The following is a 13343-nucleotide window of genomic DNA, read 5'->3' on the forward strand; positions in this document are numbered from 1 at the left end:
CACCCCCTATTCAGTTGTGTCGGGCGGCGGCGCCGGGTCGCCCCAGAGGCGCTCCATGTTCGAGCGGATCTCCCGGGTCTCGGCCTCGTCGACCACGTCCCCGTCGGAGAACTTCGCTCCGGCGGCGGCTGGTGAGGGGAAGAACTCCGGCTCGATCGCCGGGGCCCCCTTCTCGCGGAACAGGTTCGCGAGGTTCGTGTTCAGCACGCGGAGCTGAGACGACACGTCGTGCATCAGCACGTGCTCGTCACGCCAGGCATGCCCCCGCTCAGCGCGGTACGCGGGCGCGTCCAGGGGCAGGTGCTCGACCATCACCCGGAGCTGCCGAAGCGAGGTGCGCCCCTGGAAGTACTCGCGCAGAGGATCCCGCGGCGCGTACGCCTGCAGGAGCGACGCCTCGACCGCCTCCGGGTGCTCCCCCAGGAGGCTCAGGACCGAGAGATGCGCACCTTGTCCGCTTTTCCCCGGTACTCGGCGCCGACGTTCTGGAACAGCAGCATCAGGTCCTCGACGTCGTTGCCGCCCTTGATGAACTTCTCGTACTGCTCGCCGAGGAGGATCCGGGCGATCTCGTCCTCGTCATCGGCGTCGTCGAGCTCGGCGCGGAGCTCCTTGGGCATGAACGCGGGGTGGGGGAACGAGTACTCGATGTCGTCGTTGCCGACGAACGGGTACTGGCCGCCCTTGGTTCCGACGGCCTCCTCGTAGGCGGGGCGGACCTGGTTGAGGCGCACGAGACGGCGCTTGCTGGACTTCGACATGGTGGTTTCTCTCCTTGTGCTGGTGGTGCTGGTTGGTGAGCCGACGCGCGCCGCACCAGCGGGCGACGCGCGCCGGCGATCAGGGGGAGGGCGGCCGCTCAGCCCTCCGTGAGGAGGCCCCGGTAGAACGGGCCGTCGGAGGCGCGGCGCAGCGTCTTCCCGGTCGCCGGGTCCTTGTAGAGCCCGAACGTGAACTCGAAGCCCTCGGCGTCGGTGCGGTTCAGGGTCCGCTCACCGAGGTTCGTGACCTTCACGCGGTACGCCTGCTCGACGCGGTACTTGATCTGGTCGCCCGTGCCGTCCTGCGACAGGAACAGCAGCCGGTAGAACGGCGGATCCGCGACCTCACCGAACTCGTAGTCCCACGCGTCGGTCTTCTTCGCCGGCCACTCGGAGACGGGCAGGCCGTGCAGCAGGGCGTTGACCCACGAGTTGGCCTCACCGAACGTGACGCCGATCGTGCGGGTGATGGACTCGATGTCGGAGCGGACCGGGTCGAGATCCTGGACCATGTTCGTGTCGTTGCTCGAGACGTCGTTGCCCTGCTTCACGCCATCGGTCGTGATGTAGCCCATCTGCCGGAAGTAGGCGGGCAGGGGCGTCGGCTCACCGGCCGCGGTGAACAGCTCGGCGAGCGGCGCCGCGGAGTAGTCCGCGATCGCGAGCATCTGGTTGCCGTGCTTGGTGACGAGCCGGTTGTCGGTCTGCAGGTTGTCGGTGACGTACGGAGACATGTCGGGGGATTCCTTCCACGGGGAGTAGCCCGCCACCGAGCGGTGACGGCCTGGATGCGCGAGGACGCGCGGGGATTACTTGGTGGGCGCCGGCTGCGGGCGGACCGTGATGTCGAACGTGGCCACAGCCCGCTCGATCGCGACATCACCGAGCGGGAACTCGGCGAACTCGGCAGTGCACTGCACGTCGTCGACGTACGCGGTGGTGTCCGACTCCGAGGGCAGCGTGAACATGAAGACCTCGAGGTCCTGGACCAGCGACCCGAGATCCGCGACCGTGCCCGCCATCGCCTCGATGTCGAAGCTGTACGTCTTCGAGAAGCCGTCCGACGGCGGCCCGGGCAGCCGGTCCACGAAGATGCACGGCACGTGGGGCCCCCAACCATCGGCCGGGCGCCGCGAGAACACGTCGAGCCCGGTCCGGTCGGTCAGGTACTTCACCAGCAGGCGCGAGGTGTTGGGCCAGACCCCGATGACCTTCATCGGGTGGCCCGCGCGGCACGCGCCAGGATCCGGGACTTCCCGTACCGGCCCCCACCCCGCTCGATCTCGTTCGCTTTGTCGTGCCGGGCGACGACCCGCGAGTACGGGCGGCGGAAGCCGCGCGCCTTCGTGCCAGGGCGGACTCCGTCGACCACGTCGATCGACGCAGCGAACTCCGGCAGCCCCTGCCGGGCCGCCAGCGCCTTCGCGCGCGACGCGATCCGCGACGCGCGCAGGTGGATGCTGCGCCGCACCGCCGGGGTCTGCACGGCCTCCTGGATGATGCGCCGAGTGTCCAGCTCCATGCCGCTCACCCCTTCGGCTTGTTGATGAAGAACTCGGTGTGGTCGAGCACGCCGCCGACGTACGTCTGCGGCTCGCCCTCGACCTGGAAGACGGTGCCGTTCCAGGCGATCTCGTCGTGCTCGCGCACCAGGGCCGTGACGGGCCCGGACACGTGGTAGCGCGTCGTGATGACCTTCTCCTCGCCCGAAGACTCCTGCGAGCCCGCCGGCGTCACCCCGTACCCCTCGAGCTCGTGCTCGACGCTGGTGGTGGCCGCTACGCCGTCGGCGTCCGGCGCGCCGACCGTCACCCGTTTGAGGACGAGCGTCTGGGCGTGCATCGAGTCGTCGAACCATCCCCAGCTCATCGGTACGCCTCCGGCCAGACGGGGAACAGCCGATCGAACGGCTGCGCGTCGGGGAACGACCCGATCGGTGCGGCCTGCGCGCGGGCGTCCGGGTCCAGGATGTCGATCATCCACGACGCGTAGTCCCACGGGTTCCGCGGGTTGCCCGCCGCGTCGAGCGTGACCGACCGCGACTCCGACCCCGACGTGACCTGCCACGACCGGGCCCCCGGGAACGGGGGCCCACCGAGGATCGGCAGCACCATGTAGGTGACGACGTCGACGAGGTCCTGCTTGGCGAGCTTGCCGCGCTCGAGGCGGTCCGGCACGCTCGGCCATCGGCGGATGATGTCGCGCTGCACCGAGGCGATCAGCGCCTCCGCACGCGTCCGCTCCGCGACGGTCAGGGGACGCCACGGTGCGGCGATCTGCTCGGGCGTCGCCCAGGACTCATCGCTCACCGTGGCATCCCCTCTCGTCACTTCGCGGTCTTGGCGGCCGCCGTGCGGCCGCTGGCGGCCTTCGCGGCACCCGCGTCGGTCGCACCCTCGGTGTCGGTCGACGCGGCCGCGTCAGCCTTCTCTTGGGCGTCCGCCTCGGCCTTGGCCTTCTCGGCGGCCTCCTGCTCGACCTTGGCCTTCTCGGCGGCGACGTCGGCGACCTCGACGATCAGGCCCGTGTTGGACAGGCGCGTGATGTCGGCGGCCGGCACGCCGTCGGGGAGGACCGCGCCCTTGTACAGGTAGCGGTCCTGGCCGAACAGCTTGACGACGACGCACGCCGCCTTGACCTTCCAGTGCTTCGACTTCGCGGGCATGATCAGATCTCCGTTCCGGTGATGCGGATGGCGGCCTTGGGCTCCATGACGACGGGCACGGTCACGCGGCGAGCGCGCACCGTGTACTTGTCCCGCTTTTCGTCTCGGATCGACTTGACCTCCAGGCCGTCGAGGGAGGAGTAGCCGGGGGACGCGATCTTCTCGTCGGCCATGCCGCCGAGCTGGTCACGGTCCACGAGGATCGGGTCGGTGAACGGCGCGTGGGTCGACGTCGTCCAGGTGAGCCCCATGTAGTCGGGGATGACACCCGTCAGCGCGTAGTTCTGCGACTCGCGCGGCACGAGGTCGCTCTTGATGAGCGACGCGGCGACCTTCGCGAACTGCAGCGGCTTGAGCGCGACCACGGAGTAGTCGTAGCTCTCGGCCTCGTACTTCTCCTCGGCGGTGGCCTTGGCGAGCAGCACGGACTCGATGATCGCGTTGGCCGAGGACCAGGGTGACGACACGTAGGTCTCGGTGACCTTCGAGGCGATGACACCCAGGGCAAGGCTGTCGACCTTGCGGATCATGCCGTTGGCGAGCTTCCGCAGGGCCTTGTCGACGGGGTTGATCAGCAGGCGCGTGATCGCCTCGTCGGTGACGTCGGAGTCCTCGCCCCACTTCTGGACTCGCGCGGTGGCGAGCTCCCCGACGGTCATGACCGTCTTGGGGTACTCGGCACCGGGAGCGATGGCCTCCGGATCGTCGGCGGGGAAGATCTCCTCGCCGGTCTCGTAGAGGATCGCTCCGCCGACGGCCTGGTAGCGGCCGGCGAGCAGGTAGTCGGCGATGAAGCGATGGTCGAGGATCGTCTCGAGCCGCTTGCGCAGGAGCGCCGGGGACTTCATCAGGTGGTGGATCTCGGTGGTGGTGAGGTCGGTCCCGACCTTCACCGGGGCGCCGGGGTACGTGTACATGCGGCCCTCCTCAGCGATCGAACTTGGTCTGGACGGGTGCGCCGGCGGCCGCCGCGGCGAGCGCGATGCCGACGGGGTTGGTGTCCCCGGTGGCGGCCTTGCCGTCGGCGGCGGCGGACACGCTGTCTCCGGCGGCGATCGCGGACGCGGCGGTGGGCCGCTGGACGCCCCCGGAGTAGACGGTGACGGGCTCGCCCGCGGCGGCGTCGAACCCGGCGACGCCGACGACCTTCGCGGAGTCCGCGGCGGCGTGCGCGACCGCGCGGTCCCCGACGATCTCGACGAGGCGGCCACCGATGACGTCCGACTGCGCGGTGTACGTGACCGCGGAGCCGGGGGTGAACAGGGGGACGTACTCGGCCATGGTCAGGCCTCCTTCTCGGTCTGGGGCCAGGCCCGGTTGTAGAGGTCCTCGTCCGTGGCCTCGTTGACCCCGCCCGTGAAGCCCTTCGCGGCGAGGGGGATGGTGCCGGGGGCGAGGGTGTTGAGCACCGCGGCGGCGCCCTCCTCGTCGGCGGTGAGCTGCGCGAGCCAGTGCTCCCGGCGGGCGGGCGCGACACGGCCGTCGTTGATCGCGGAGTCCACGATCTGGGCGCGACGGTCGGCGACCTGCTGGTTCCGCGCCTCGACGCCCTGCGCGGCCTGCGAGCGGAGCTCGTCGAGCTGGTCGGCGTCCATGAGCACGGTGCCCGCGGGCGGTGCGAACTCGGCGTTGGTGGGCTGGGCCTCGGCACGCTCGGCGAGCGCCTCGTCGACGGCCGCGAGGATGTCCTCGTCGGTCACCTCGGCGTCGCTGATGCCGAGCCGGTCGATCAGCCCCTTCTTGATGTCCGGCATGATGTCCGGTCCTTCCTTCTGGGTGTGGGTGGGGTCCGCCGGCTCGGCCGGAGGTCTGTGGGCGCCGACGGCGAGCACTGCCGCGGCGCGGTGGTGCTCGTGGAGGGCGGGTGCGGGGGCGTCGGCGCGGCCGGCATGGTTGAAGATCGAGAGGTCGATGCGGTTCTTCACCTCGGCCTCGTCCCGGTCGCGGTCGACACGGTCGGCGAGGCCGGCGGTGACCGCTTCGTCGGCGGAGTACCAGGTCTCGGCGAGCATCGCGGTCCGCCACTCGTCGACCGTGCCGCCGGTCTTCTCCGCGTAGATCGAGGCGATGTTGCCGCTGATCCGCCCGAGGTCGTCGGCCATCTTCTGCATGTCCTCGGCGCGGCCCCAGCAGAGACCAGAGGCGTCGTGGATCATGAGCTCAGAGTTGCGGCCCATCACGACCTCGTCGGCGCCCATCGCGATGAAGGACGCGGCGGACGCGGCGATCCCGTCGACGTGCGCCACGACCTTCGCGTCGGACCGGCGGATCACGTTGAGGATCGCGAGGGCGTCGAAGACGTCACCGCCGGGGGAGTTGATGAACAGGTCGACGTGGTCGACGTCGAGCTCGTTCCAGGCGCGCGCGAAGTCCTTGGCGGACACGCCCCACCAGGGGTCGATCGCGTCGTAGAGGTAGACCTGTGCGACGCGCTGGTCCTCGTCAGCGTCCATGCGGAACCACTCGCGCGAGCGGGCCCGGGGCGGCATACGGGTGTCGGTCATGAGCCCTCCTCGGGATCTGGTGCTGTGGTGGCCCCGCCGGCGGCCGTGGGCGGTGTGCGCGCGGTGCCCTGGTCGGCGGCCGGCAGGGAGTACATGGTCCGGAGGTGCTGCTCTAGCGGATCGTCCGGCGTGAGCGCCCCGCACTCGACGAGCGCGCGGATCCCCTCGGCCGTCGCGGGGTGTCGGGACCCGATCTCGTCGAACACGAGCCGCGGTGCCGGCTCGGCCTGGCCCCAGTTCAGGTCGACCAGGTCCTCGATCACGTGCTGCGTGGTCGTCGAGGCGATGTCCTCGGCGACGGTCTGCAGCGACAGCGTGAAGAAGTCCGCGAAGGTCTCACCGAGCGCGTACGAGCCCTTGGAGTTGTCACCGCCGAGGTTCAGGAAGTTCGCGAGGACCGCGCGGGCGATCTGCTCGTCGTAGTAACGGATGGGCACGTCAGCGTCGGGCAACTCGCCCTGGACGCCCTGCATCGTGAGCTTCGCGCCATGGGGGATCGAGGCGCCCGCGTTGTTGCCCGAGCGCATGCTCCGGGCAATCTCGAGGCCCCGCTTGATGTCCTCCTGAGCGCGCTTCTCTCGCTCCTCGGCCTGGCCGTACTCGGGCTGCTCGGCGCCCTCGTACACGGGGACGCCCATGCCGTTGCGATCGACCGTCTGTGCCTGGACCCGCAGGAGACGGTCCTTGAGCACCCAGAACTTGTATGCGGGGCGGAGCAGAGACTGGCCGAGCCAGTTCCCACCCTCCCGCTCGTTCACGTACACGACGAGGCGGTCCACGTCGATCTTCACGGCCCGGCTGGCGCCGATCGGCCCCGCCTGTTCGATGGACTGCAAGCCGCCGTCGGACGCGACGTTGACCGCCGAGATCGTCCGCGGGGGCCGCCAACCGAGCTTCCTGAGCCGCGCGTGGCCGTGCTCGTCGATCCGGTACACCTGCTCGAACGGGGAGTGGCCGAAGATCAAGGACAGCAGAGCGAGGTGCAGGTGGCTGTTCCACGAGAAGCGGTCGCGAGTGCGGATGACTGGCCGCTCGGGCTGACCTGCGATCGACAGGCCGAGGTCGTCGGCGACGAGCTGCACGACCTCATCCCGGGCGCCGTTGGGGTCGATACGCCATCCCGTGCGGCGGATCGGGAGGGTCACCGCGCGGAGCACCGAGATCACCTGAGCGTCCTGCCGGCGCATCTGGTCGTAGATCTCGATGTTCTTCGGCCAGATCAGCTCCGGTGTCGACTCGATGTCTTCCGTGCCGCCCCACCAGGAGCTCGGCCCGGACGCGTAGCCCTTCTCCGACTCGGGGACCGCCATGCACGCACCCCCCTAGCTCGTGATCGTCAGAATCCGATGTCGCCCAGGTCGGCGGTCAGGGACTCGGTGGGCATGGACTCGGACGACTGGCCCGGCTCGTCTTCGAGGACGGCCGGGATCGGCGGTGGGAGCTTCACGACTGGGCGCTGCCGCATCAGCCACAGCGCGGCGATCCAGGCGATCAGCGGTGCGACGTCCGACGGCGAGCGCTTGCGGTCGATCGCCCAGCCGTCACCGATGTCCTTGCGCTCGGCGGTGCCGGCGGCGGTGTCGAGAGGTGGCTGCTTGTGGTGGCGGACCTTGTGGTCGCGGACGGCCTCGAAGGCCTGGCCGAAGGCGCCGAGGAAGTCACCGCCCGACCAGGGAGTGATTGGGATGTCGAACTCGGGGTCCTCGTCGAGGTCCTTGAGGAGCGACGAAATGGGCGCGCCCTTCGACTGGCCCGCGAGCGCCTGGAACTCGGAGCGGTACTTGTGCTCGAGCAGCCACTGCTTGACCCACTCGTCACCGTGGCGGACCATCTGGACCTCGACCTGTGGGACACCGTCGGCACGGTGCCCGGCAAACGTGATCCATGTGCGCGACCGGTCAGCCGACTTGTCGATGCCGACCCATCGTGGGCCGACGATGCGGTCCGCCTCGGCGACGCGCTCGGTGCCATCGGCGAGGATCTCGGGCTCGTTGGTCGTCTCCTCCCACGAGCCGGGCGGGAAGACCCCGTCGATCGACCCATCGGGCCACTGGCACAGCACCTCGGTCCGGAATACCCACTCGGGGTCGGTCCGGCAGTCCGAGGCGAGCTTCTTCTCGCGGATCAGGTAGCCCAGCAGCGGATTCGCCTGAGCCCAGCCGTCCCGGTCGCGCCGGTCGATGCCGGGGGCCGCCGAGTACTCGGCTATGAACAGCGTGTCCTCGTCCTGCTCCCAGTCCTCGGGCACGTCGTCTTCGTAGAGCTCGTCGTCCTCCTCGAGGGAGGCTTCGATGTCAAGCTCGGTGGGGCCGGCAGCAGGCAGGTCCTTGTTGATGCCGTCCGGGTCCCCCACCGCGGCGTGCGCCATCTTCCGCAGATACGAGAGGACGACCGACAGCGCGTCACCGGCGTTCGACAGGCCGAGCACCAGCGAGAAATCCTGCGCCTGCGTGGTCTTCGTGATCGCGCCCCACGCGCCCCAGTTCTTCTGCTCGCGCAGCTCGTCCAGCATGATCAGGTTGCCGGAGAGACCACGGCCGGCCGCACGGTTCGCGGCCTTCACCTTGTACCGGGTGCCGTTGGTCAGGTGGAGGGTCTTCTTGCCGTTGACCCGGACGACCTTCTCGATGAAGTCCGCGAGGTCGTCCTCGTCATCTGTCTCCTCCTCGAGGAGGGACACGACGTCGTCCCAGATCTCCTCGGCGGTCTCGAGGTCCTGGGCGGTCCCGAGGACGAGCGGCCAGCCCGCCTCGAGCATGAACCACAGCGCCAGGACCTTCGAGATCGTCGACTTGCCGTTCTGACGACCGACGAGCAGCAACGCGGTCTGGAAGCGGAGCGTGCCGTCCGGATTCATCTCGAGCAGGCGGATCACGAACGACCGCTGCCACGGGTACAGCCGGACCCGCAGCACCTCGGTGGCGAACTCGATGACCCGGAAGCCGTACGACGTCTCCGGCGTCAGCAGCCGCAGCGGCGGCGTGACGATCCTCGGCTCGGTGCACCCGAACCGCTTCCCGTCATTCGGTGGGCCGCCGACCGCGCGCCGGTACTCCTCGCCGACGTTGACCTCGTGGAGCGCCACCGGCCGGTCGGCGAGCGCTACGGCGCTCACGCTCCGACCTTGACCACGCGCATCTGCGAGGCCCGGCCACTGCGCTTGCCACGGTCACCCTTCGTCGACTTCTCTGCCACCGGGGCGTCCGCCGGGGTGATCTGCAGCGCCGAGCAGGCCTTGAGGTAGGACGGGATCGTGCCGTACGCCGCGGCCTGCAGAGCGTGCAGACCGGACCTCTGCGCCTCGTCGATCAGCCAGGCGAGCGTCTTCACGGCCTCGATCGCGCCCGCGTACTCGTCGTGGCCCTTGAGGTGCTCGGCGGCGGCGACAGCCTTCGCCGTCGCGTCGTACATGGTGCCGCGGCGCCGCTTCGGCATGGACGACGGCGGCGCGAACTCCCCGCCCCAGGTGTTGAGCTGCTTCGTCATGTCACTGAGGGTGGTCACCGAGGGGTTGCGGACCGTCCGCCCTGTGGCGTCCTCGATGCGGACGCCGTTCGCGGCAACGTCCTCGGCGGCACGCCGGAACGCGCTGATCTGCTGGCAGTAGACCTCGAGGCGGTGCGGGTCGATCTTCTTGTCCGACGGCAGCCGATCGACTACCTCAACCCAGATCGTCGCCTGCTCCTCGGTGAACGACTCGGGAGGCGTCAGCATCGAGCACCTCCCGGCGGATCTGGTTCACGAACGGCGTGAAGTGGGAGTGGGCGCCGCGGTAGTGCAGGCGCCGAGCGACGCCGGCGGCCGACATATACGGGTAGGCGGCGAGCACGGTGCGCACATCAGCGCCGAGCGCGTCGAGGCGGGACGCGCGCACGTAGTGGTCGGGGCGCTCGGGGTCGAGCGCGCGTCGCACCGTGTTCCGAGAGATCCCGAGATCCCGAGCGATCGCCCGGATCGGCACGCCACGGGCGGCGAGCGCGCGGATCGGGGCGCGGTCGTGCACCGCTACACCCCCTCGGTGGGTCCACTTTCAGTGCATAAATGCAGATCAGAGGGCATACCCCCTCGGTTCGCCCGGGGGAGGGAGGTCGGAGACGGCCGGGCCAGACCGGGGAAGGGGGCGATGGATTTTCTGGCACCCCCACCCTGGCGTGCCGCATACCTATGCAGGTTCTGGCCGGGCAGATGATCAGCGAGCAGCGGCCTCGACGGTCAGTCGGTCATGAGGCCGAGCGAGGTGTCGAACGCCGATGTCCACGAGACGAACGGTCGTACGTCGTCCCGGTCATCGAAGGTGGACCACCAGCGCTTGATGCCAGCGAGCGTCCGCACCATGTCGTCCCTGCCTCGAGCGCGGACACGAGCGGCGCTCACGTCAGGCGGTTCGGTCACGAGGAAGGTGTGCGTCGCGCGGATGCGGTCAGCCCATCGCGCTCGAGCGCTCGACGTCGCACCAGAGCGGATGACCACGGCTCGCGCATCGAGCTGGTCGCCGAGCACGTCGAGGGCCGCGAGGAACTGCGCCTCGGTGACCCACTCGGGATCGTCCCTGTCGTAGACGTCCATGCCCGACGCCCGGGCGATGGTGGTCTTGCCCGCACCGGGCGGGCCGCACAGCAGCACGACTGTCCGCACCATGCACCTCCAACACCAGACCTGGCGACGAGCACGGTGGGCTCGGCGGCGGCAGCGGATGGAGGGTCGCCGCGCCGCCGAGCCCTCCGGCCAGAGGAGCACAGTCCGAGGAAGTTCGCCCCGCCCCGACGTGCTCAACCCTGGACCCGAGGCCATCGGCGGCCCCGGGGGTCTCACTCGGTCATCAGCCCGAGGGCTTCACCCCCGCCGACCCCGGCCGACTGGTTGCACTCCAGGTGCGCCGGCTGCCATAGCGAGCTCTCCCACGTGAGGTGAGGGAACAGCTTCCGCGACTTCGTGTGCTGCACCGAGCACGACGCAGGATCCGGGTAGGACAGCGAGTAGTCGATCCGCTGATGGCAGATGCAGCACGGCGTTCCCGCCGCGCGCCCCTTGGCCTTCACGTACCGCAGGGCATCGGCACGACGCCGACCCTCCCACGGCGGGATCGACAGACCCTCGGACATCGCGCTCACCTCACAACGGCACGCGATGGACGGGGCCGCCGGCGGCTCGGGTCCGAGCAGGGGGTCCACAGGGGGTGATGTGGCTGGCCCGGCCGCCGGCAGACATGCGAGAACCCCGGGAGCCGGGAGGCTCGACCGGGGTTCTCGAACTGGATCAGGGCATGCTGAGCACGCGGTTGCAGGTTACTACACCTCGGACCCGTCCGCCACGCGCGTCGATCCCACGCGGCGTGTCCTCACGTGCCCCCGCTCCCGATCGAACCGAGCGAGGTCGTCTGCCCCATACCGGCCGGCCGCATCCGGCACCGCGAAGAAGGCCGGCTCGACATCGACACGCTGCCCTGCCTCCTCGCTCGCCATCCTCGAGTCCGCTCGAGCGCGAGCCCTCGCCCTCGACCGGTGCGCCTTGATGCGATCCGCGATGCCGGGCCAGAAAATCTCCGCCTCGCTCGGCGTCATCCGGTACGCGGCAGGGTCCTCCCGGAGCCTCGACTCCATGTGCCCGCGGATCTCCTCCGGCTCGATAGTCCTCGGCTCCGGCCGGTCGACGTCCCCGACCAGCGACCGCAACAGACCGAGCACCTCGCCGACGCGGTGCTCGACCCAGGACGCCAGCTCCTCGTGCGCCACGACCCATCGAGCCGACTCCCGCAGGAACGCCAACTCCGACTCCAACGACGCGCCCGGCACCGACGGACGACCCATCCACACACGCACGCCGTCGGCCACCTCCCTCACCACCGTCACCGGGTGCGGCAGGTCATCCAGCTCGCTCGCATGCTCCGACACAGGCCCGAGCACCACGAGCGCACGACCACCAGGTAACGCCGCCGATCGAGATCTGCCTCGCGGAGTCATGCTCATCGCGGAACAGCCAGGGGTCAGCATCGCCTCCGACACCTCTCCCAACAGACGCGGCACCTCGTCGAGCTCCACCCGAAGGCGCACCACCCGGTTCTCGAACTCCCAGCTCTCATGCCCTGAATCCATGCCCGTCACCGCTTGCCCCTCCTGCGTCCACGCTTCCTCCTACGACTCGATCCACCAGGGCCAGGGGGCGCCGCGCCCTGCGGGCGGCCCCCGTCCTGGCCCTGCCCGTCCCGTGCAGGCCCTGCCCGTCCCGACCCGTCCCGACCAGGAATATCCAGCTCCTGGAGCCTGGTGATCTGCCGGGATCTGCATGTCGCGTTTTCCCTGGTCAGAGGGGGTGAGTCGGGCGGCGGGCTTGCAGGTCGAAACTCGGGGTGACGCTGATCCGCGGTCACCGATGGCGCGCTGGTCCGCTCGGGCCGCGGCCCCTGGCTGGCGTGCCAGGTCGCTGATCCCGGGTCCTCATGCGCACCCTCGGGTCGCTGTAACTCTGCGTCCCTGGGAGCCGAGGCGGGCATGCGCTCCTCGCGCGATGCGGCGTCCACGTCCCCGAGGGGACCGGGCTCGGGTCGCTGGCTTGCGCTGGTGTGCGCAGCCGCGGTCCCCGACACCTGAGACGTGCCCGTCTTCCTCAACTGCTCGAGCTCGACCTTCCTGAGTTCTGTCCCCGCACGGCGATCCCTCACGCTGGCCGCGATCGCGGCCGGCGGCCGCATCCCCAGGTCCTCGAGCACACGCTTGTGCTCGGGCTCGCGAAGCCATGACACAGTCGACTTGTGCCAGTACGGCTTCTCCGGGGGCGGCAGCAGGGGGAACAGCTCGTCGCGACGCCCCTCGGCGTCACGGCGGCCACCGTTGCAGCCACGGCACAGCACGACCATGTCCTCGGGTGAGCGGCAGGGCTCACCAGGGATCCGGTGGTCGTAGGTTCCCGCGAGCTTCGACCGGTGGTCCCGGTTGCCGAAGCGCACGATCCTCGAGCAGCTCCTACACGCATCACCGTCACGTAACCGGACCGGCAGGACGAGATGCACGTTCGAGTTGTCGGCCTTGCGCTGCTTCTCCCACTGGAGCTCAGCGGCCGTGCGGATGTGGATGAACTCGGGGTCGTCGAGCAGGCGCAGCACTGACCGCCCCTGCTCGTCCTCCCCACGATGGAGGTACCCCGCACGCTCGGCCATATCGATCAGCTCGGTGGTGCGGGCACCTCCCATCAGCGACGCGACTCCGAGGCTGACCACGTACTCGGCCTGCTGCTGGGCCGCCTGCAGGTACAGGCGGCCGACGAACCCGAACACCTCGTTGACCGACCGCTCATCAGCAGCCGGATCGGATACCACGGCCATGACGACGTCGCTCGTCGCCGCCGTGTCGGTGAACCTTGCCCAGGCCATCTACGCCCTCATCCTCATCGTCGTGTCGCCCATCAGTCGCTGCACCG

General features: G+C 69.7%; 19 protein-coding genes. All 19 read right to left on the reverse strand.

All coding sequences use genetic code 11. From position 1 onward, the window contains the following. Positions 1-6 precede the first annotated feature (6 nt). Positions 7-225, reverse strand: a complete 219-nt coding sequence (locus BRM3_RS08900) for a hypothetical protein (RefSeq protein ID WP_263592976.1) — start codon at positions 223-225, stop codon at positions 7-9. Positions 226-428: 203 nt separating this feature from the next. Beyond that, the gene (locus BRM3_RS08905; RefSeq protein ID WP_263592977.1) at positions 429-761 is read right to left on the reverse strand and encodes a hypothetical protein; all 333 of its coding nucleotides are present in this window, start codon (positions 759-761) and stop codon (positions 429-431) included. A gap of 98 nt (positions 762-859) precedes the next feature. Next, positions 860-1495 (reverse strand): hypothetical protein, encoded by a 636-nt coding sequence (locus BRM3_RS08910; RefSeq protein WP_263592978.1) that lies wholly within the window; start codon positions 1493-1495, stop codon positions 860-862. Positions 1496-1570: 75 nt separating this feature from the next. After that, positions 1571-1978 carry a hypothetical protein gene (locus BRM3_RS08915; protein WP_263592979.1) on the reverse strand — a complete coding sequence of 136 codons (408 nt, stop codon included), beginning with the start codon at positions 1976-1978 and terminating at the stop codon, positions 1571-1573. Then, the gene (locus BRM3_RS08920) at positions 1975-2283 is read right to left on the reverse strand and encodes a hypothetical protein (RefSeq protein ID WP_263592980.1); all 309 of its coding nucleotides are present in this window, start codon (positions 2281-2283) and stop codon (positions 1975-1977) included. The genes BRM3_RS08915 and BRM3_RS08920 overlap by 4 nt, the downstream gene beginning before the upstream one ends. A 5-nt stretch (positions 2284-2288) precedes the next feature. After that, a complete protein-coding gene (locus BRM3_RS08925) occupies positions 2289-2630 on the reverse strand; it encodes a hypothetical protein (protein WP_263592981.1) in 342 nt (113 codons plus the stop codon). Beyond that, positions 2627-3070 carry a phage Gp19/Gp15/Gp42 family protein gene (locus BRM3_RS08930; protein ID WP_263592982.1) on the reverse strand — a complete coding sequence of 148 codons (444 nt, stop codon included), beginning with the start codon at positions 3068-3070 and terminating at the stop codon, positions 2627-2629. Before BRM3_RS08930 ends, BRM3_RS08925 begins: the two co-directional genes overlap by 4 nt. A 17-nt stretch (positions 3071-3087) precedes the next feature. After that, complete coding sequence (locus BRM3_RS08935) at positions 3088-3426, reverse strand: hypothetical protein (RefSeq protein WP_263592983.1); 339 nt, start codon at positions 3424-3426, stop codon at positions 3088-3090. A 2-nt stretch (positions 3427-3428) separates the two neighbouring features. Next, positions 3429-4343 carry a phage major capsid protein gene (locus BRM3_RS08940; protein WP_263592984.1) on the reverse strand — a complete coding sequence of 305 codons (915 nt, stop codon included), beginning with the start codon at positions 4341-4343 and terminating at the stop codon, positions 3429-3431. Between the two features lie 10 nt (positions 4344-4353). Beyond that, positions 4354-4707: a DUF2190 family protein gene (locus tag BRM3_RS08945; protein ID WP_263592985.1), complete on the reverse strand. Its 354-nt coding sequence runs from the start codon at positions 4705-4707 to the stop codon at positions 4354-4356. A gap of 2 nt (positions 4708-4709) precedes the next feature. Then, positions 4710-5930, reverse strand: a complete 1221-nt coding sequence (locus BRM3_RS08950; RefSeq protein ID WP_263592986.1) for a head maturation protease, ClpP-related — start codon at positions 5928-5930, stop codon at positions 4710-4712. Then, positions 5927-7240 carry a DUF935 domain-containing protein gene (locus tag BRM3_RS08955; protein WP_263592987.1) on the reverse strand — a complete coding sequence of 438 codons (1314 nt, stop codon included), beginning with the start codon at positions 7238-7240 and terminating at the stop codon, positions 5927-5929. Before BRM3_RS08955 ends, BRM3_RS08950 begins: the two co-directional genes overlap by 4 nt. 26 nt (positions 7241-7266) lie before the next feature. Then, positions 7267-9045: a hypothetical protein gene (locus BRM3_RS08960; protein ID WP_263592988.1), complete on the reverse strand. Its 1779-nt coding sequence runs from the start codon at positions 9043-9045 to the stop codon at positions 7267-7269. Beyond that, entirely contained in the window at positions 9042-9644 is a 603-nt protein-coding gene (locus BRM3_RS08965) for a P27 family phage terminase small subunit (protein WP_263592989.1), read from the reverse strand. The genes BRM3_RS08960 and BRM3_RS08965 overlap by 4 nt, the downstream gene beginning before the upstream one ends. Then, complete coding sequence (locus BRM3_RS08970; protein ID WP_263592990.1) at positions 9592-9933, reverse strand: helix-turn-helix domain-containing protein; 342 nt, start codon at positions 9931-9933, stop codon at positions 9592-9594. Before BRM3_RS08970 ends, BRM3_RS08965 begins: the two co-directional genes overlap by 53 nt. Positions 9934-10142: 209 nt before the next feature. Beyond that, positions 10143-10568: an ATP-binding protein gene (locus BRM3_RS08975; protein ID WP_263592991.1), complete on the reverse strand. Its 426-nt coding sequence runs from the start codon at positions 10566-10568 to the stop codon at positions 10143-10145. A gap of 170 nt (positions 10569-10738) precedes the next feature. Further along, positions 10739-11032 carry a hypothetical protein gene (locus BRM3_RS08980; RefSeq protein ID WP_263592992.1) on the reverse strand — a complete coding sequence of 98 codons (294 nt, stop codon included), beginning with the start codon at positions 11030-11032 and terminating at the stop codon, positions 10739-10741. Between the two features lie 186 nt (positions 11033-11218). Beyond that, the gene (locus BRM3_RS08985) at positions 11219-12031 is read right to left on the reverse strand and encodes a hypothetical protein (protein WP_263592993.1); all 813 of its coding nucleotides are present in this window, start codon (positions 12029-12031) and stop codon (positions 11219-11221) included. Next, positions 12028-13248: a hypothetical protein gene (locus tag BRM3_RS08990; RefSeq protein ID WP_263592994.1), complete on the reverse strand. Its 1221-nt coding sequence runs from the start codon at positions 13246-13248 to the stop codon at positions 12028-12030. The genes BRM3_RS08985 and BRM3_RS08990 overlap by 4 nt, the downstream gene beginning before the upstream one ends. Between the last annotated feature and the right edge of the window lie 95 nt (positions 13249-13343).

This window comes from Brachybacterium huguangmaarense (assembly GCF_025725725.1).
Taxonomy (GTDB): Bacteria; Actinomycetota; Actinomycetes; order Actinomycetales; family Dermabacteraceae; genus Brachybacterium; species Brachybacterium huguangmaarense.

What these genes read in the sequence shown, in the direction of transcription:
- BRM3_RS08905 (WP_263592977.1), bottom strand. Translation starts at nt 761, where the DNA reads ATGTCGAAGTCCAGCAAGCGCCGTCTCGTGCGCCTCAACCAGGTCCGC.
- BRM3_RS08910 (WP_263592978.1), bottom strand. Translation starts at nt 1,495, where the DNA reads ATGTCTCCGTACGTCACCGACAACCTGCAGACCGACAACCGGCTCGTC.
- BRM3_RS08915 (WP_263592979.1), bottom strand. Translation starts at nt 1,978, where the DNA reads ATGAAGGTCATCGGGGTCTGGCCCAACACCTCGCGCCTGCTGGTGAAG.
- BRM3_RS08920 (WP_263592980.1), bottom strand. Translation starts at nt 2,283, where the DNA reads ATGGAGCTGGACACTCGGCGCATCATCCAGGAGGCCGTGCAGACCCCG.
- BRM3_RS08925 (WP_263592981.1), bottom strand. Translation starts at nt 2,630, where the DNA reads ATGAGCTGGGGATGGTTCGACGACTCGATGCACGCCCAGACGCTCGTC.
- BRM3_RS08935 (WP_263592983.1), bottom strand. Translation starts at nt 3,426, where the DNA reads ATGCCCGCGAAGTCGAAGCACTGGAAGGTCAAGGCGGCGTGCGTCGTC.
- BRM3_RS08940 (WP_263592984.1), bottom strand. Translation starts at nt 4,343, where the DNA reads ATGTACACGTACCCCGGCGCCCCGGTGAAGGTCGGGACCGACCTCACC.
- BRM3_RS08945 (WP_263592985.1), bottom strand. Translation starts at nt 4,707, where the DNA reads ATGGCCGAGTACGTCCCCCTGTTCACCCCCGGCTCCGCGGTCACGTAC.
- BRM3_RS08950 (WP_263592986.1), bottom strand. Translation starts at nt 5,930, where the DNA reads ATGACCGACACCCGTATGCCGCCCCGGGCCCGCTCGCGCGAGTGGTTC.
- BRM3_RS08955 (WP_263592987.1), bottom strand. Translation starts at nt 7,240, where the DNA reads ATGGCGGTCCCCGAGTCGGAGAAGGGCTACGCGTCCGGGCCGAGCTCC.
- BRM3_RS08965 (WP_263592989.1), bottom strand. Translation starts at nt 9,644, where the DNA reads ATGCTGACGCCTCCCGAGTCGTTCACCGAGGAGCAGGCGACGATCTGG.
- BRM3_RS08975 (WP_263592991.1), bottom strand. Translation starts at nt 10,568, where the DNA reads ATGGTGCGGACAGTCGTGCTGCTGTGCGGCCCGCCCGGTGCGGGCAAG.
- BRM3_RS08980 (WP_263592992.1), bottom strand. Translation starts at nt 11,032, where the DNA reads ATGTCCGAGGGTCTGTCGATCCCGCCGTGGGAGGGTCGGCGTCGTGCC.
- BRM3_RS08990 (WP_263592994.1), bottom strand. Translation starts at nt 13,248, where the DNA reads ATGGCCGTGGTATCCGATCCGGCTGCTGATGAGCGGTCGGTCAACGAG.